Source organism: Pseudomonas shirazica (assembly GCF_015168335.1).
In the GTDB taxonomy this organism is placed as follows: domain Bacteria; phylum Pseudomonadota; class Gammaproteobacteria; order Pseudomonadales; family Pseudomonadaceae; genus Aquipseudomonas; species Aquipseudomonas asiatica.
Genome location: NZ_CP063456.1, coordinates 4350621 through 4366705, shown reverse-complemented (window position 1 = coordinate 4366705; position 16085 = coordinate 4350621). Strand labels below are relative to the sequence as shown.

Annotated in this window: 18 protein-coding genes and 1 tRNA gene; 15 read left to right on the top strand and 4 right to left on the bottom strand. The window is 61.9% G+C overall.

The window, feature by feature from the left end; genetic code table 11:
* Positions 1-127 precede the first annotated feature (127 nt).
* On the top strand, positions 128-424 hold the full coding sequence (locus IMX18_RS20140; RefSeq protein WP_039613839.1) for an addiction module antidote protein: 297 nt from the start codon (positions 128-130) through the stop codon (positions 422-424).
* Between the two features lie 153 nt (positions 425-577).
* Here IMX18_RS20140 and IMX18_RS20135 read toward each other — a convergent pair whose 3' ends face one another.
* Positions 578-1480, bottom strand: coding sequence for a transporter substrate-binding domain-containing protein (locus tag IMX18_RS20135; protein WP_054573177.1), 903 nt, complete (start codon positions 1478-1480; stop codon positions 578-580).
* 27 nt (positions 1481-1507) lie between these two features.
* Positions 1508-2779 carry a D-amino acid dehydrogenase gene (locus IMX18_RS20130; protein WP_217190024.1) on the bottom strand — a complete coding sequence of 424 codons (1272 nt, stop codon included), beginning with the start codon at positions 2777-2779 and terminating at the stop codon, positions 1508-1510.
* A 107-nt stretch (positions 2780-2886) separates the two neighbouring features.
* Between IMX18_RS20130 and IMX18_RS20125 the strand changes: the two genes are divergently transcribed.
* On the top strand, positions 2887-3792 hold the full coding sequence (locus tag IMX18_RS20125; protein ID WP_013971007.1) for a LysR family transcriptional regulator: 906 nt from the start codon (positions 2887-2889) through the stop codon (positions 3790-3792).
* A 49-nt stretch (positions 3793-3841) separates the two neighbouring features.
* Here IMX18_RS20125 and IMX18_RS20120 read toward each other — a convergent pair.
* Positions 3842-3926, bottom strand: a tRNA-Leu gene (locus IMX18_RS20120).
* Between the two features lie 107 nt (positions 3927-4033).
* On the opposite strand from IMX18_RS20120, the gene queA reads away from it, so the two are divergent.
* From queA to IMX18_RS20090, 6 genes are all read left to right on the top strand, one after another.
* Positions 4034-5083, top strand: a complete 1050-nt coding sequence (gene queA, locus IMX18_RS20115) for a tRNA preQ1(34) S-adenosylmethionine ribosyltransferase-isomerase QueA (RefSeq protein WP_217190025.1) — start codon at positions 4034-4036, stop codon at positions 5081-5083.
* A gap of 14 nt (positions 5084-5097) precedes the next feature.
* Positions 5098-6213 carry a tRNA guanosine(34) transglycosylase Tgt gene (gene tgt / locus IMX18_RS20110; protein ID WP_013971009.1) on the top strand — a complete coding sequence of 372 codons (1116 nt, stop codon included), beginning with the start codon at positions 5098-5100 and terminating at the stop codon, positions 6211-6213.
* A gap of 42 nt (positions 6214-6255) precedes the next feature.
* On the top strand, positions 6256-6591 hold the full coding sequence (gene yajC, locus IMX18_RS20105) for a preprotein translocase subunit YajC (protein ID WP_003259111.1): 336 nt from the start codon (positions 6256-6258) through the stop codon (positions 6589-6591).
* Between the two features lie 64 nt (positions 6592-6655).
* Entirely contained in the window at positions 6656-8518 is a 1863-nt protein-coding gene (secD, locus tag IMX18_RS20100; RefSeq protein WP_015269010.1) for a protein translocase subunit SecD, read from the top strand.
* Between the two features lie 10 nt (positions 8519-8528).
* Complete coding sequence (gene secF / locus IMX18_RS20095; RefSeq protein WP_013971011.1) at positions 8529-9437, top strand: protein translocase subunit SecF; 909 nt, start codon at positions 8529-8531, stop codon at positions 9435-9437.
* A 119-nt stretch (positions 9438-9556) separates the two neighbouring features.
* Positions 9557-10099 (top strand): glycine zipper 2TM domain-containing protein, encoded by a 543-nt coding sequence (locus IMX18_RS20090; protein ID WP_013971012.1) that lies wholly within the window; start codon positions 9557-9559, stop codon positions 10097-10099.
* A 216-nt stretch (positions 10100-10315) separates the two neighbouring features.
* Here IMX18_RS20090 and suhB read toward each other — a convergent pair whose 3' ends face one another.
* Positions 10316-11134, bottom strand: coding sequence for a type III secretion system regulator SuhB (suhB, locus tag IMX18_RS20085; protein ID WP_003257850.1), 819 nt, complete (start codon positions 11132-11134; stop codon positions 10316-10318).
* A gap of 151 nt (positions 11135-11285) precedes the next feature.
* Here suhB and trmJ point away from each other — a divergent pair, with 151 nt between their 5' ends.
* The 7 genes from trmJ (at position 11286) to hscB (ending at position 16077) form a co-directional block, all read left to right on the top strand.
* Positions 11286-12041 (top strand): tRNA (cytosine(32)/uridine(32)-2'-O)-methyltransferase TrmJ, encoded by a 756-nt coding sequence (trmJ, locus tag IMX18_RS20080; RefSeq protein ID WP_015269011.1) that lies wholly within the window; start codon positions 11286-11288, stop codon positions 12039-12041.
* A 3-nt stretch (positions 12042-12044) separates the two neighbouring features.
* Positions 12045-12830: a serine O-acetyltransferase gene (gene cysE / locus IMX18_RS20075; RefSeq protein WP_013971015.1), complete on the top strand. Its 786-nt coding sequence runs from the start codon at positions 12045-12047 to the stop codon at positions 12828-12830.
* A gap of 179 nt (positions 12831-13009) precedes the next feature.
* On the top strand, positions 13010-13501 hold the full coding sequence (gene iscR, locus IMX18_RS20070; RefSeq protein WP_008092572.1) for a Fe-S cluster assembly transcriptional regulator IscR: 492 nt from the start codon (positions 13010-13012) through the stop codon (positions 13499-13501).
* Positions 13502-13547: 46 nt separating this feature from the next.
* Positions 13548-14762: an IscS subfamily cysteine desulfurase gene (locus IMX18_RS20065; RefSeq protein ID WP_013971017.1), complete on the top strand. Its 1215-nt coding sequence runs from the start codon at positions 13548-13550 to the stop codon at positions 14760-14762.
* A 46-nt stretch (positions 14763-14808) separates the two neighbouring features.
* Positions 14809-15195: a Fe-S cluster assembly scaffold IscU gene (gene iscU, locus IMX18_RS20060; protein WP_003248539.1), complete on the top strand. Its 387-nt coding sequence runs from the start codon at positions 14809-14811 to the stop codon at positions 15193-15195.
* Between the two features lie 28 nt (positions 15196-15223).
* Positions 15224-15547 carry an iron-sulfur cluster assembly protein IscA gene (gene iscA, locus IMX18_RS20055; RefSeq protein WP_003257854.1) on the top strand — a complete coding sequence of 108 codons (324 nt, stop codon included), beginning with the start codon at positions 15224-15226 and terminating at the stop codon, positions 15545-15547.
* An 8-nt stretch (positions 15548-15555) separates the two neighbouring features.
* On the top strand, positions 15556-16077 hold the full coding sequence (hscB, locus tag IMX18_RS20050; RefSeq protein ID WP_015269012.1) for a co-chaperone HscB: 522 nt from the start codon (positions 15556-15558) through the stop codon (positions 16075-16077).
* Positions 16078-16085: the final 8 nt, after the last annotated feature.

Sequence of the window (16085 nt, the reverse complement as noted above, 5' to 3'; positions counted from 1 at the left end):
GTTGAATGTTGCAGGTTTTTTATGACCGTGAAGAGAAAAGTCTGACCCCGCTATGGGAAATGCCTGAGTTCCCATATAAGGGGTAAGGCGACAGAGTGGGCCGCTTCAACACTTGAATGGGTGTGAAATGAGCGAAAAGTTGATCCCGTTTGATATGGCGGCCTTGTTGAGTAGTGATGAGGCCATCACTGAGTACCTTAGTCAGGTCCTCGCAGATGGCGATACCGAGGAAATAATTCGGGCACTTGGCCATATCGCTCGCGCACGGGGAATGACGCAGATCGCCACCGAGAGTGGGTTGGGAAGGGAAAGTCTGTACAAGGCACTCAGTCCAGGCGCAAAACCACGCTTTGACACTGTGCTGAAAGTCATTCGTGCCTTGGGTGTCGACCTCCTCGTTCAGCCCCATGTAGTTCCCCGCTAGCAGAACAGGGATTTCGGAGGGCTGAACGGGGCGGTTGGTCAGCTTCATGGCAGGTCATTCCTGCGCTGGCAACGGGGCGCGGCCGGAGCGGCCGAGGCCATTGCCTCCAGTACTCGGCGAGGCCGTGAGCCAGAGGGGCTGGTCGTCTGGATGCTACTCCACCGGGTCACTCACCGGCTTGGCAAAGATGGCCTTGAGTTCGCTGGTCATCGGGAATTCCAGGTTCAAGCCTTTGGGCGGAATCGGTTGTTCGAACCAGCGCTGGTAGATCCCGTTGATTTCCCCGGAACTGTACAGCTCGCCCAGCGCCGCGTTCACCAGCGCGAGAAACTGTGGGTCATCCTTGCGCACCATGCAGCTGTAGATTTCCCGTGACTGCTCTTCCCCGACCACCACCCAATTGTGCGGGTCGCGGGCCTTGGCGCGTTCGCCGTAAAGCAGCGCATCGTCCATGTAGAACGCCGCCGCCCGACCGGACTGCAACATCTGGAAGGCCTCACCATGGTCCTTGGCGCTGATCACGTACATGTCCATCTTGTTATCGACGTTGTAGCTTTTCAGATAGCGTTCGTTGGTGGTGCCGGCGGTGGTCACCACGTTCTTGCCGCGCAGGTCGGCGAAACTCTTGATCCCGCTGTCTTTGGCCGTCAGCAACTGGCCTTTGACATAGATGAACCCATAGGAAAACGCCACCTGTTTCTGGCGCTCTGCGGTGACGCCGGTCGAGCCGCACTCCAGGTCAACGGTACCGTTCTGCACCAGCGGAATGCGGGTTTGCGATGTCACCAGGTTGTATTTCACCTTGAGCTGGGGCAATGCCAGCTTCTGCTGTACCCGCTCGACGATCTTGTTCGCCAGGTCTACCGAGTAGCCCATGGGTAGCCCCGAATGGTCGCCCACATAAGAGAACGGTACCGAAGCATCGCGATATCCCAGGGTAATGCTGTTGGCTCTGGCAATCTTGCTCAGGGTAGGCCCAAGCGCTGCTTCGTCAGCATGGGCCTGGGTGCCTAGCAACAGGCCAAGGGTGCAGCCGATCAACGTGATTTTTCGCATTGTTATTCTCCGTTGTAGGTGAGGGGATCAGAGACATGCTGCAGTACGGTTATTTCCACCAGCCGCACGGGCGGTGAAACCCTGCAGGTCGATGGAGGGGCGGCGCTGGCCGATCAGTTCACTCAGCAGACGTGCGCTGGCGCAGGCCAGGGTAAAGCCCAGCGCTCCATGGCCAAGGTTCAGCCACAGATTGCGGTACGCCGTTGCGCCCAGCAGCGGTACGCCGCTGGGGGTCGCCGGCCGCATGCCGGCCCATTCGATGGCGTAGTCGTAGTCACCAGCATTGGCGAAGGTTTCGCGGGCCTGGCGTTTTAGCAGGGCCAGGCGCTTGGGGTCCAGCGACGGATCGAAACCGACAATGTCGACCATCGCCGCCACCCGCAACTGTTCACCAATCCGGGCGTAGACGATCTTGCGATCGTAGTCGGTGATGCTCAGGTCCGGCGCCTTGTGCTGTGCACCGATCGGTAATGTCAGGCTATAGCCCTTGAGTGGATACAGCGGCAGGTCGATGCCCGGCAGTGCCAGCAACGCACTGCGATGGCCGGCTGCAACGACCAATTGCTCCACCGGCAGCACTTCGTCGTCCAGTTCAATTGAATTCACTACGCCATGCGCATGGCGAATTGCGGACACCGCTTGGCCCAGGCGGAATTTGCAGCGTCCCGACGCCTGCAGGTGCGCCGCCAGTTGCTGGCAAAAGCTGTGGCAGTCGCCGACTTCTTCATCCGGGGTATAGATGGCGCCGACAAAGGGCGCCTCTGCCAGTGCCGGGTCCAGACGGGTGCAGTCGGCGTGCGACAGCACCTGTTGTTGCTGGGGCGCGGCAAGGTTCTTGCGCGCATGTTCGAAGCTGCTGGCCTGGCGGAAGGTGACCAGCTTGCCGTTGCGCCGCCAGTTGAAACCGTCCAGGCCATCCTCTTCTCGCCAGGTTTGCAAGGTCGATTGGCTCAACAGCGCTAGGCGCAACAGGTGGCCTGCGTTGGCACGGTTGACCGAGGAGCGGCAAGCACCAAGGAATGCTGCCATCCAGCGCCATTGGGCACGATCGAAGCGCGGGCGCAGTCGCAGCGGCGATTCACCGCGCAGCATCCAGCCAAGGGCCTGCAATGGCACACCTGCGTCGGCCAGGGGCGCCACGTACCGATAGGACAGCTGGCCGCCGTTGGCGAAGCTGGTTTCACTGCCCAACGAATCGCGAGCCTCGATCAGCGTCACGTCAAAGCCGTCGCGTACCAGTGCATAAGCGGTTGACAGCCCAATGACGCCACCGCCGATGATGCATACATGCTGAGCCATGTCAGTCCTTGTTCTTTGTTGGAACGAGGCTGAGGTTAGGGCCAGGTGACAGGTGGCGAAAAATGAATAAAGATCGCTGAGCCATAAACAAAGGTTATGGACTTGCCATGCGCCTTCGCCATATCGAGATTTTCCAGGCCATCCGCCAGACCGGCTCGGTCAGCGGTGCCGCACAGTTGCTGCACGTTTCCCAACCTGCCGTGACCAAGGTTCTGCAGCACGCCGAGCAGCAACTGGGCTTCCCGTTGTTCCTGCGGGTGCGCGGCAAGCTGCAGCCCACGCCCGAAGCGCTGGAGCTGGAGCGTGAGGTCGACAAGGTAACGGAGAGTCTGCAAGGAGTGCGACGCCTGGCGCAAAGCCTGCGTCGCGCGCCAGGCCACAGCCTGCGGATCGGTGCGACCCCGGCACTGGCCCTGTCGCTGCTGCCGCCGGCCATTCATGAATGGACCCAGCGTTATCCGGATATCGCCTGCGAGTTGTCCAGCGCCCACAGTCGCGAACTGGTGCAGAACCTTTTGATGCGGGAGATCGATGTCGCCCTGACCTTGCAACAGCCAGATCACCCTGCGCTCAAGGCTCAGGCGCTGGCCAGCGGGGTTTTGGTGGCATTGGCACCGGCAGGTTATTGGCCGCTGGAAGATGAAGGCAAGCCGCTGCCGTTGGCGGCACTGGCCGGTGCGCCCATGATCGGGCTGTCCAGCGCCGACCCGCTGTCGGTGCGCCTCGAAAGCTACCTCAAGGCGGTGGAGCCGCCGCCACGGGTGAGCATTGCGGTGCAAACCTATTCACTGGCCAGGGCGATGGTCGAATCCGGTGCTGGGCTGGCGGTGATCGATCCCTTCACCGCACTTGGCGCGGCGCCTGGGGCGACCGCGATCAGGCCGCTGGCCCCGGCGCTGCCGATTACCTTGTATGCGGTGACCCGCACTGCCGAACCGTCACCGCATACATTGAGCGAGCTGCTGACGATTTTCAGCAGCCGTGCCCAGGGGCAGCTGGATCGCTGGCGCTGACCGGACGGGCAAAAAAAAACCGACCATAAGGTCGGTTTTTTCCGGATCTTGGTGCCCCGAGGGAGACTCGAACTCCCACTCCTTTCGAAAACGGATTTTGAATCCGCCGCGTCTACCAATTCCGCCATCAGGGCTTGTGGCGCGCAGTATAGAGAGCCACCGCTGGTCGGTCAATCGGCTTTCATGGTCAATTTTCACACATTGGGCTAAACTTCCCGGCCCTGCCGAACCGAACATCATCATGCGCGTCGCCGATTTTTCCTTCGAACTCCCCGATTCCCTGATCGCCCGCCACCCGTTGGCCGAGCGCCATGGCAGCCGTCTGCTGGTGCTCGATGGGCCAACCGGCGCGCTGGCGCACCGGCAATTCCCCGATCTGCTCGAGTACCTGCGCCCCGGCGACCTGATGGTGTTCAACAACACCCGGGTGATCCCGGCGCGGTTGTTCGGCCAGAAAGCTTCCGGCGGCAAGCTGGAAGTGCTGGTCGAGCGCGTGCTCGACAGCCATCGGGTGCTGGCCCATGTACGCGCCAGCAAGGCGCCCAAGGTAGGCGCGGTCATCCTCATCGATGGCGGCGGCGAGGCCGAAATGGTCGCACGCCATGACACGCTGTTCGAGCTGCGCTTCACCGAAGAGGTGCTGCCGCTGCTCGACCGTGTCGGCCACATGCCGCTGCCGCCGTACATCGACCGCCCCGACGAGGGCGCCGACCGTGAGCGCTACCAGACTGTGTACGCCGAACGAGCCGGTGCAGTCGCCGCACCGACCGCAGGCTTGCACTTCGATGAGGCGTTGCTGGAGAAGATTGCCGCCAAGGGTGTAGAGCGTGCCTTCGTCACCTTGCACGTGGGCGCGGGCACCTTCCAGCCGGTGCGGGTCGACAAGATCGAAGACCACCACATGCATAGAGAGTGGCTTGAAGTGAGCCAGGAGGTGGTCGATGCCATCGAGGCTTGCCGCGCCCGTGGCGGCCGGGTAATCGCAGTCGGCACCACCAGCGTGCGTTCGCTGGAGAGCGCAGCGCGCGATGGCGTGCTCAAGGCCTTCAGCGGCGATACCGACATCTTCATCTACCCGGGCCGGCCGTTCCATGTGGTCGACGCCTTGGTCACCAATTTCCACCTGCCGGAGTCCACGCTGCTGATGCTGGTCTCGGCCTTCGCCGGCTACCCCGAGACCATGGCCGCCTACGCGGCAGCGGTCGAGCAGGGGTACCGCTTCTTCAGTTACGGTGATGCCATGTTCATCACCCGCAATCCGGCGCCACGCGGGCCCGAGGATCAAGCATGAGTCGCACCTGTCGAATGTCCTTCGAACTGCTGGCCACCGACGGCAAGGCCCGTCGTGGCCGCATCACCTTCCCACGTGGCACCGTGGAAACGCCGGCGTTCATGCCGGTGGGTACCTATGGCACGGTCAAGGGCATGCTGCCGCGCGACATCGAAGCCATCGGCGCCGAGATGATCCTGGGCAACACCTTCCACCTGTGGCTGCGCCCGGGCACCGAGGTGATCAAGAAGCACAACGGCCTGCACGACTTCATGCAGTGGAAAGGCCCGATCCTAACCGACTCCGGTGGCTTCCAGGTGTTCAGCCTGGGCGCCATGCGCAAGATCAAGGAAGAGGGCGTGACCTTCGCCTCGCCGGTCGATGGCGCCAAGGTGTTCATGGGCCCGGAAGAGTCGATGCAGGTGCAGCGTGACCTGGGCTCGGACGTGGTGATGATCTTCGACGAGTGCACCCCGTACCCGGCCGAGCACGATGTGGCGCGCGCGTCCATGGAGCTGTCGCTGCGCTGGGCCCAGCGCTCGAAGAACGCCCACGCCGACAACACCGCGGCGCTGTTCGGTATCGTCCAGGGTGGCATGTACCAGGACCTGCGCATGCGCTCGCTGGAAGGCCTGGAAAACATCGGCTTCGACGGCCTGGCCATTGGCGGTCTGTCGGTGGGCGAGCCCAAGCACGAAATGATCAAGGTGCTGGATTACCTGCCGGGCCAGATGCCTGCTGACAAACCTCGTTACCTTATGGGGGTAGGCAAACCGGAAGATCTCGTTGAGGGTGTGCGCCGCGGCGTCGACATGTTCGACTGCGTGATGCCGACGCGTAACGCGCGCAACGGTCATCTGTTCGTCGATACAGGGGTGATCAAGATTCGCAATGCGTTCCATCGCCACGATGATTCGCCGCTGGATCCGACCTGTGACTGCTACACCTGCACCAACTTCTCCCGCGCCTATCTCCATCACCTGGACAAGTGCGGCGAAATGCTGAGCAGCATGCTGAATACCATCCACAACTTGCGCCATTACCAGCGCTTGATGGCCGGTTTACGCGAGGCTATTCAACAAGGTAAATTGGCCGCCTTTGTCGACGCCTTCTACGCCAAGCGCGGGCTTCCTGTGCCGCCTTTGGACTGACTGTCTGCATCCATTATTAGAAAATTACATTAGGAGTGCCCAATGAGCTTCTTGATCCCCGCCGCTTACGCGGACGCCGCTGCACCTGCCGCCGGCCCAGCCGGTACCGGCTTCGAGTGGATTTTCCTGGTCGGTTTCCTGGTCATCTTCTACCTGATGATCTGGCGCCCGCAGGCCAAGCGTGCAAAAGAGCAGAAGAACCTGCTGAGCAACTTGCAGAAGGGTGACGAAGTTGTCACCAACGGCGGCATCGCTGGCAAGATCGTCAAGGTTTCCGATGATTTCGTGGTCCTGGAAGTTTCCGACAACGTCGAGCTGAAGTTCCAGAAGGGTGCCATCGCGGCCACCCTGCCAAAAGGTACGCTCAAGGCTATCTGAGTTACCGGTTTCATTTTTCCAGTCGGGGCGCGCAAAGCGCCCCGCGTCTTGAACGGGCGGCGTGATGCTGAACAAATACCCTCTGTGGAAATACGCACTGATCGTGCTGGTACTGGCGATCGGTTTTATTTATTCCGCTCCCAACCTCTACCCGGATGATCCGGCGGTACAGATCAGTGGTGCCAGTTCGGCGCTGCAGGTGAACCAGGCCGACCTCGACCGCGTCAGCAAGGCGCTGGGCGATGCCAAGATCGCCGTCAAGGGCGTGAGCCTGGGTGAGAAGGGCAGCGGGCTGATCCGCCTGACCAATCAGGAAGACCAGCTACCAGCCAAGGATGTAGTGCGCAAGGCACTGGGCGATGATTACGTCGTGGCCCTGAACCTGGCCCAGACTACCCCGCAATGGCTGCGCAACCTGGGCGCAAGCCCGATGAAGCTGGGCCTGGACCTGTCCGGTGGTGTGCACTTCCTGCTGGAAGTGGACATGGACAAGGCCATGAACGCCCGCATGAAAGTCTACGAAGGCGAGGTCAAGACCTTGCTGCGCAAAGAGCGCGTCCGCTACCGCAGCCTGCCTCAACAGGATGGCGGCATCATGCTGGGCTTTGCTGACGATGCTACCCGCGAACAGGCTCGTGTCCTGATCCGCAAGAATTTCAATGACTTCGACCTGACCACCACCGAGCGCAACGAGCTCGCCGTGCTGCGTCTGGCGCTGACCCAGGCGAAAGTCGCCGAGATCCGCGAATACTCGATCAAGCAGAACCTCACCACCGTCCGCAACCGGGTCAACGAGCTGGGTGTGGCCGAGCCGCTGGTACAGCGCCAGGGCGCCAACCGCATCGTGGTCGAGCTGCCAGGCGTGCAGGACACTGCCGAAGCCAAGCGTATCCTGGGTAAAACCGCCAACCTGGAGTTCCGCTTCGGTGCCGAGCCGGGTGCGTCCAAGGCCACTACCGAGGTGTTCGAGTTCCGTGAAGGCGGCCGCTCCGCCGCGGTCGAGCGCGGCCTGATCATCACTGGTGACCAGGTGACCGACGCCCAGGCCAGCTTCGACGAACAAGGTCGCCCGCAGGTGAACATCCGCCTGGATGGCCACGGTGGCGAGCTGATGACCCGCGCTACCCGCAGCAACGTCGGCCGCAGCATGGCGGTGATCTTCATCGAGCAGAAGCCGGTCACCCGCTACGTCAAGCAGACCGTCGACGGCGTCGAGAAGGACGTTGCCGTACAGAGCTTCCAGGAAGAGAAGAAGATCATCAGCCTGGCGACCATCCAGTCGCCGCTGGGCAGCCAGTTCCGCATCACCGGCCTGAACGGCCAGGGCGAATCGTCCGAACTGGCCCTGCTGCTGCGTGCCGGTGGCCTGGCTGCGCCGATGTACTTTGCAGAAGAGCGTACCATCGGCCCAAGCCTGGGTGCCGACAACATCACCAAGGGTATCGATGCGTCGCTGTGGGGCATGTTGTTCGTCTCGCTGTTCATCATCGCCATCTACCGCGCCTTCGGTGTGATCGCCACCATCGCCCTGGCAGGCAACATGGTCCTGCTGCTGGCGCTGATGTCGCTGTTGGGTGCTACCCTGACCCTGCCGGGTATTGCCGGTATCGTGTTGACCATGGGTATGGCGGTGGACGCCAACGTGCTGATCTTCTCGCGTATCCGCGAAGAGCTGAACGCCGGCATGTCGGTGCAACGCGCCATTCATGAAGGCTTCAACCGCGCCTACACCGCGATCATCGACGCCAACCTGACCAGCCTGCTGGTCGGCGGCATCCTGTTCGCCATGGGTACCGGCCCGGTCAAGGGCTTTGCGGTCACCATGTCCCTCGGGATTTTCACCTCGATGTTCACCGCCGTCATGGTGACCCGTGCAATGGTCAACCTGACCTGCGGCGGGCGTGACATCAAGAAGCTGTGGGTTTGAGGGAGCTGCGATGAAAACCATCAACTTCATGGGCGTGCGCAATGTCGCGTTCGCCGTTACCGTGCTCCTCACCGTGCTGGCACTGTTCAGCTGGTGGCAGAAGGGCCTGAACTTCGGCCTGGACTTCACCGGCGGTACGCTGATCGAGCTGACCTACGAGCGCCCGGCCGACCTCAAGGCGGTGCGTGCCGAGCTGGTCAATTCCGGCTTCCACGAGGCGGTAGTGCAGAGCTTCGGTGCCACCACCGACCTGCTGGTGCGCATGCCGGGTGATGACCCGCAGTTGGGCAACAAGGTAGCTGAAGCCCTGCAGAAGGCTGGCGGCGACAACCCGGCCAAGGTCAAGCGTGTCGAGTTCGTTGGTCCGCAGGTGGGTGAAGAGCTGCGCGACCAGGGTGGCATGGGCATGCTTCTGGCCCTGGGCGGCATCCTCATCTACCTGGCCTTCCGCTTCCAGTGGAAGTTCGCCGTGGGCGCGATCGTCTCGCTGATCCACGACGTGGTGGTGACCCTGGGTATCCTGTCGTTCTTCCAGATCACCTTCGACCTGACGGTGCTGGCAGCGGTGCTGGCGATCATCGGCTACTCGCTGAACGACACCATCGTCGTGTTCGACCGGGTGCGCGAGAACTTCCGCGTCATGCGCAAGGCCTCGCTGATCGAGAACATCAACGTTTCCACCACCCAGACCCTGCTGCGGACCATCGCCACCTCGGTTTCGACCTTGCTGGCCATTGCCGCGCTGCTGTTCTTCGGTGGCGACAACCTGTTCGGCTTCTCGCTGGCACTGTTCATCGGCGTCATGGCCGGTACCTATTCGTCGATCTATATCGCCAACGTGGTACTGATCTGGCTGAACCTGAGCAGTGAAGACCTGATCCCGCCAGCCAAGACCGATGGTGTGGACGACCGTCCATAAGGCGTGCTCCACGCCGTTTGGCGGCCAAAAAGGCGCGAGTGTTGAACTCGCGCCTTTTTTTTTACTCCAAGGCTGGGAGAAGGCGGGTCGGACCCGCGGGTGATGATCAGGAGGTTCGTGTGAACAAATCAATGCTTGTGGGTGCGGTACTGGGTGCTGTCGGTGTGACTGCCGGAGGTGCTGTCGCGACCTACAGCTTGGTCAACAAGGGGCCTGAATATGCACAGGTCACCGACGTGCAACCGATCAAACAACAGGTAAAAACCCCCCGTGAGGTCTGCAAGGACGTCGCCGTGACGCGTCAGGCGCCGGTCAAGGACCAGCACCAGATCGCCGGTACCGTGGTGGGCGCCATTGCCGGTGGCCTGCTGGGTAACCAGATCGGTGGTGGTAGCGGCAAGAAGATCGCCACCGTTGCCGGTGCGGTCGGTGGTGGTTATGCCGGTAACAAGGTGCAGGAGGGCATGCAGGAGCGTGACACCTACACCACCACGCAAACCCGCTGCAATACGGTCAACGATATCAGTGAGAAGGTGGTGGGCTACAACGTGAAGTACACCATCGGCGACAAGGTCGGGCAGGTGAAGATGGATCACGAGCCCGGTTCGACCATTCCACTGGACAAGAATGGCAAGCTGATCCTGAGCGAAGCCGGGCAGTAAGGCCCGGCGCGGTCTGCTCTTTGTAGGAGCGGCCTTGTGTCGCGAAAGGGGTGCGAAGCAGCCCCGACAATCTCTGATAGGTCGCGGATTCTGGGGGCGCTTCGCACCCCTTTCGCGACACAAGGCCGCTCCTACAGGGATCGCGAAAGTCTTGGGATATGGTTACAGGCATAAAAAAGCACCCCGAGGGGTGCTTTTTTTGCCAGCAATCCGCGCTTAGCGCTTCATGTTCTCTGGCAGGTGCGGCTGGATAGCGGTCAGCACGGCCTTGAAGCATTTGATGTTGCCCGCAACGATATGGCCCTTCTCGAGGAAGTCATGGCCGCCGTTGAAGTCGCTCACCAGGCCGCCCGCTTCCTGGATCAGCAGTACGCCGGCCGCCATGTCCCATTCGGACAGGCCCGACTCCCAGAAAGCGTCGAAACGGCCGGCGGCCACGTAGGCCAGGTCGAGGCTGGCGGAGCCGGCGCGGCGGATACCGGCGGTCTGGCCAGTCAGGGCGCGGAACATGCCCAGGTAGTTGTCCAGGTCGGCCATCTGGCTGTCACGGAACGGGAAGCCGGTACCCAGCAGCGCGCCTTCCAGGCTGGTGCGCGAGCTGACACGCAGGCGGCGACCATTGAGCTGGGCGCCACGGCCGCGGCTGGCAGTGAATTCTTCCTGGCGAACCGGGTCGACGATCACGGCGTGCTCAAGGCGGCCACGGTACTTGCAGGCGATGCTGACCGCGAAGTGGGGGATGCCGCGCAGGAAGTTGGTGGTGCCGTCCAGCGGGTCGATGATCCACAGGTAATCCTTGCCTTCTTCGCCGCTACCCGCGTGCAGGCCGGTTTCCTCGCCCTGGATGGAGTGGTTCGGGTAGGCCTTGCGCAGGGCGTTGACGATGCTCTGCTCGGCGGCGCGATCGACTTCGGAGACGTAGTCCTTGGCCTCTTTCTCATCGACCTTGATGCTATCCAGGCGTTCGATGGAGCGGAAAATCAGTTCACTGGCGCTGCGAGCGGCGCGCAGGGCGATATTCAGCATAGGCTGCATGGGCGGGTCACCTGGAGATGTTAAAGAAGAAAGCCGAACATTCTAGCAGAAAACTTTGGCGGCAGAAGTGTCACATTTGCTTTCATGGCGTTACGTCTGTCGGTTCTGTAAGATCGAAGGCCCTGATTCCTGCATCTGTGAGCACAACACCTTGCTGCAAAATATTCGTGTTGTTCTGGTCAATACCAGCCACCCCGGCAACATCGGCGGCGCTGCGCGTGCCATGAAAAACATGGGCTTGTCGCGTCTGGTGCTGGTACAGCCGAAAGAGTTCCCCGCCGTGGATGCCAGTGCCCGAGCCTCGGGTGCCGACGATGTGCTGGACAATGCCCAAGTGGTCGACAGCCTCGAGCAGGCGTTGGTCGGCTGCAACCTGGTAATGGGCACCAGCGCCCGCGAGCGGAGCATCCCCTGGCCGTTGATCGGCCCGCGCGAGTGCGGGGCCAAGGCGGTGGAGCATGCCAACGGTGGCGAGGAAATCGCCCTGGTGTTCGGGCGTGAACACGCCGGCCTGACCAACGAAGAACTGCAGCGATGTCACTTCCACGTGCACATTCCCTCCAACCCCGACTTCAGCTCGCTGAACCTGGCCGCCGCTGTCCAGGTGCTCTCCTACGAGGTGCGCATGGCCTGGCTTGCCGCCGGTGCAGTGCCGGGCAAAGTCGAGAAGGTTGACGCCAGCGAGCTGGCGACGATGGACGAAATGGAGCTGTTCTACGACCACCTGGAGAAGACCCTGGTCGGTATCGGCTTTCTCGACCCCGAAAAGCCCAAGCACCTGATGCCGCGCCTGCGCCGGCTGTATGGGCGGGTGGCGGTCGAACGTTCGGAAATGAGCATTTTGCGCGGCATCCTGACCGAGACCCAGAAAGTGGTCCGGGGCGAGCCGCATAAACGGAAGGACTGACAGATGTTCGAACGCCTGCGTGAAGATATTCAAAGCGTATTCCACCGTGACCCGGCTGCACGCAACGCCTTTGAGGTGCTGACCTGCTACCCAGGCATGCACGCCATCTGGCTGCACCGCCTGGGCAATGCCCTGTGGAAGCGTGATTTCAAGTGGCTGGCCCGCCTGGTATCGAACTTCGGCCGCTGGCTGACCGGCATCGAGATCCATCCCGGCGCCACCATCGGACGGCGCTTCTTCATTGACCACGGTATGGGTATCGTCATCGGTGAAACCGCCGAGATCGGCGATGATGTCACTCTTTATCAGGGCGTGACCCTGGGCGGCACCAGCTGGAACAAAGGCAAGCGACACCCCACCCTGGAAAACGGTGTGGTGGTAGGGGCGGGGGCCAAGGTGCTGGGCCCGTTCACCGTCGGCGCCGGGGCCAAGATCGGTTCCAATGCGGTGGTGACCAAAGCCGTGCCGGCCGGGGCTACGGCGGTTGGTATCCCCGGGCGAATCATCGTCAAGAGCGAAGACAACGAGGTCGAGGCCAAGCGTAAGGCCATGGCTGAAAAGATTGGCTTCGATGCCTACGGCGTCAGTGGCGACATGCCCGACCCGGTGGCCCGTGCCATCGGCCAGATGCTCGACCACCTGCAGGCAGTCGACGAACGGCTGGAGGGCATGTGCGGCGCCCTGACCAAGATGGGCAGTGATTACTGCGCCAAGGAACTGCCAGCCCTGCCGGAAGATGACTTCAAGGAAGTTGCCCAGGTGGCTCAGCGCGACACTCAGTCACATTGATTGCGCCGCCCTGAAATCATGGTGACATACGGGGCGTGTGCTCACGCCCCCTGTCTGCTACAATCGCGCCCGCCTCCCCGATGCAAACCCGACTAAAGCACTAGGTCTAATAGTTGACTTAAATGCTCGGGAATCGCATACTCGCTCACATCCTGTAACTCCCGTGGTACCCAATAGCCATGCGACTGACTACCAAAGGCCGATACGCCGTGACCGCCATGCTCGACCTGGCGTTGCACGCGCAGCATGGGCCGGTGTCTTTGGCCGACATTTCCGAGCGCCAGGGCATTTCCCTCTCTTATCTGGAACAGCTGTTCGCCAAGCTGCGCCGCAGCAGCCTGGTCTCCAGCGTGCGTGGTCCAGGCGGTGGCTACCAGCTGTCGCGGGGCATGGAAACCATCCAGGTGGCCCAGGTCATCGATGCGGTCAACGAATCGGTCGATGCCACCCGTTGTCAGGGCCTCGGGGACTGCCATGCCGGTGATACCTGCCTGACCCACCACCTGTGGTGCGACCTCAGCCAGCAGATCCATGAATTCCTCAGCGGTATAAGCCTGGCCGACCTCGTCATGCGCCGTGAGGTGCAGGAAGTCGCCCAGCGCCAGGACCTGCGTCGTGTCGCAGGCCGAACCGCCCAGCTGGACAAGATTGAGACGTCCGCCGTCGATTGATCCCACCGGGACGACGAGCGACGCCACCGCCTGATAGGAGAGACAAATGAAGTTGCCGATCTACCTCGATTACTCCGCGACCACCCCGGTCGACCCACGCGTGGCCCAGAAGATGGCCGACTGCCTGCTGGTCGACGGGAACTTCGGTAACCCGGCTTCGCGCTCCCACGTCTTTGGCTGGAAAGCCGAGGAAGCGGTCGAGAACGGTCGCCGCCAGGTTGCCGAACTGATCAACGCCGATCCGCGCGAAATCGTCTGGACCAGCGGTGCCACCGAGTCCGACAACCTCGCACTCAAGGGCGTCGCGCACTTCTATCAGACCAAGGGCAAGCACATCATCACCTCCAAGATCGAGCACAAGGCGGTCCTGGATACCGCTCGCCAGCTGGAGCGTGAGGGTTTCGAAGTCACCTACCTCGAGCCAGGCGAAGACGGCATCGTCACCCCGGCCATGGTCGAGGCGGCGCTGCGCGACGACACCATCCTGGTTTCGCTGATGCACGTGAACAACGAAGTTGGCTCGATCAACGATATCGCCGCCATCGGTGAACTGACCCGCTCGCGCGGCGTGCTGTTCCATGTTGACGCCGCGCAGTCGGCCGGCAAGGTCGAAATTGACCTGCAAAAGCTGAAGGTCGACCTGATGTCGTTCTCGGCGCACAAGGTCTACGGCCCGAAAGGCATCGGCGCACTGTACGTCAGCCGCAAGCCTCGTGTACGCCTGGAAGCCATCATTCACGGCGGTGGCCATGAGCGCGGCATGCGTTCGGGCACCCTGCCGACCCACCAGATTGTCGGCATGGGCGAAGCCTTCGCCATCGCCAAACAGGAAATGGCCGCGGAAAACGTACGCATCAAGGCCCTGAGCGACCGCTTCTTCAAGCAGGTCTCGGACCTCGAAGAGCTGTACGTCAACGGCAGCAAGACTGCCCGCGTACCGCACAACCTGAACCTGAGCTTCAACTACGTCGAAGGCGAATCGCTGCTGATGTCGCTGAAGGATATCGCCGTATCGTCCGGTTCGGCCTGCACCTCCGCGTCGCTCGAGCCGTCCTACGTATTGCGCGCCCTGGGCCGCAATGACGAGCTGGCGCACAGCTCGATCCGCTTCTCCTTCGGCCGCTTCACCACCGAAGAAGAAGTCGACTACGCCGCGCAGAAAGTCTGCGAGGCCGTGAACAAACTGCGTGAGCTGTCGCCGCTGTGGGACATGTACAAAGACGGCGTTGACATCTCCAAGATCGAGTGGGCCGCCCACTAAGCAGTCGCCGGCAAGAGCGGCTCCCTGATGAGGAAGGAATTGCACCATGGCATACAGTGAAAAGGTCATCGACCACTACGAAAACCCGCGCAACGTCGGCAAGATGAATGCCGAAGACCCGGACGTCGGTACCGGCATGGTCGGCGCCCCGGCCTGCGGTGACGTGATGCGCCTGCAGATCAAGGTCAACGAGCAGGGCGTGATCGAAGACGCCAAGTTCAAGACCTACGGCTGCGGTTCGGCCATCGCTTCCAGCTCCCTCGCCACCGAGTGGATGAAGGGCAAGACCCTGGACGAAGCCGAAACCATCAAGAACACCCAGCTGGCCGAAGAACTGGCGTTGCCGCCGGTCAAGATCCACTGCTCGGTACTCGCCGAAGATGCCATCAAGGCAGCCGTTCGCGATTACAAGCAGAAGAAAGGCTTGATCTAAGTCGCCTGTTGCGAGGTAAGGAGTCCTGATGGCTATCAGCATGACAGAAGCCGCCGCCAACCACGTGCGGCGTTCCCTGGAAGGGCGCGGCAAGGGCGAAGGCATTCGCCTGGGCGTGCGTACCACCGGTTGCTCGGGCCTGGCCTACGTGCTGGAGTTCGTCGACGAGCTGGCGGACGAGGACCAGGTGTTCGAGAACCATGGCGTCAAGGTGATCATCGATCCCAAGAGCCTGGTCTACCTCGATGGCACCGAACTGGACTTCGTCAAGGAAGGGTTGAACGAAGGCTTCAAGTTCAACAACCCCAACGTGCGCGGTGAGTGTGGCTGCGGCGAAAGCTTCAACGTTTGAGGCTGGCTGTGGGTACTCCTTGTCATTTCGCATTGTTTGACCTCCAGCCAAGCTTCCGCCTGGATCTCGACAAGCTGGCCACTCGCTATCGCGAGCTGGCCCGCGAAGTCCATCCCGACCGCTTTGCCGACGCCTCCGAGCGCGAGCAGCGCGTGGCGCTGGAAAAGTCCGCGGCCCTCAACGACGCCTACCAGACACTGCGCAGTGCGCCGCGTCGCGCCCGCTACCTGCTGGCCATCGGCGGCCACGAAGTGCCTCAGGAGGTCACGGTCCACGACCCTGACTTCCTGTTGCAGCAGATGCAGTGGCGTGAAGAGCTCGAAGAACTGCAGGACGAAGCCGACCTCGATGGCGTGGCCGTGTTCAAGAAGCGCCTGAAGGTCGCCCAGGACACGCTGAACGAGGACTTTGCCGCCTGCTGGGACGCCCCGGGCGAGCGCGACAAGGCCGAACGCCTGATGCGCCGCATGCAGTTCCTCGACAAGCTCGCCCAAGAAGTGCGCCAACTGGAAGAGCGCCTCGACGATTAACCCGGTGC

Coding starts and splice junctions, on each gene's coding strand:
- IMX18_RS20140 (WP_039613839.1), top strand. CDS start 128: ATGAGCGAAAAGTTGATCCCGTTTGATATGGCGGCCTTGTTGAGTAGT.
- IMX18_RS20135 (WP_054573177.1), bottom strand. CDS start 1,480: ATGCGAAAAATCACGTTGATCGGCTGCACCCTTGGCCTGTTGCTAGGC.
- IMX18_RS20130 (WP_217190024.1), bottom strand. CDS start 2,779: ATGGCTCAGCATGTATGCATCATCGGCGGTGGCGTCATTGGGCTGTCA.
- IMX18_RS20125 (WP_013971007.1), top strand. CDS start 2,887: ATGCGCCTTCGCCATATCGAGATTTTCCAGGCCATCCGCCAGACCGGC.
- queA (WP_217190025.1), top strand. CDS start 4,034: ATGCGCGTCGCCGATTTTTCCTTCGAACTCCCCGATTCCCTGATCGCC.
- tgt (WP_013971009.1), top strand. CDS start 5,098: ATGTCCTTCGAACTGCTGGCCACCGACGGCAAGGCCCGTCGTGGCCGC.
- yajC (WP_003259111.1), top strand. CDS start 6,256: ATGAGCTTCTTGATCCCCGCCGCTTACGCGGACGCCGCTGCACCTGCC.
- secD (WP_015269010.1), top strand. CDS start 6,656: ATGCTGAACAAATACCCTCTGTGGAAATACGCACTGATCGTGCTGGTA.
- secF (WP_013971011.1), top strand. CDS start 8,529: ATGAAAACCATCAACTTCATGGGCGTGCGCAATGTCGCGTTCGCCGTT.
- suhB (WP_003257850.1), bottom strand. CDS start 11,134: ATGCAGCCTATGCTGAATATCGCCCTGCGCGCCGCTCGCAGCGCCAGT.
- cysE (WP_013971015.1), top strand. CDS start 12,045: ATGTTCGAACGCCTGCGTGAAGATATTCAAAGCGTATTCCACCGTGAC.
- iscR (WP_008092572.1), top strand. CDS start 13,010: ATGCGACTGACTACCAAAGGCCGATACGCCGTGACCGCCATGCTCGAC.
- IMX18_RS20065 (WP_013971017.1), top strand. CDS start 13,548: ATGAAGTTGCCGATCTACCTCGATTACTCCGCGACCACCCCGGTCGAC.
- iscU (WP_003248539.1), top strand. CDS start 14,809: ATGGCATACAGTGAAAAGGTCATCGACCACTACGAAAACCCGCGCAAC.
- iscA (WP_003257854.1), top strand. CDS start 15,224: ATGGCTATCAGCATGACAGAAGCCGCCGCCAACCACGTGCGGCGTTCC.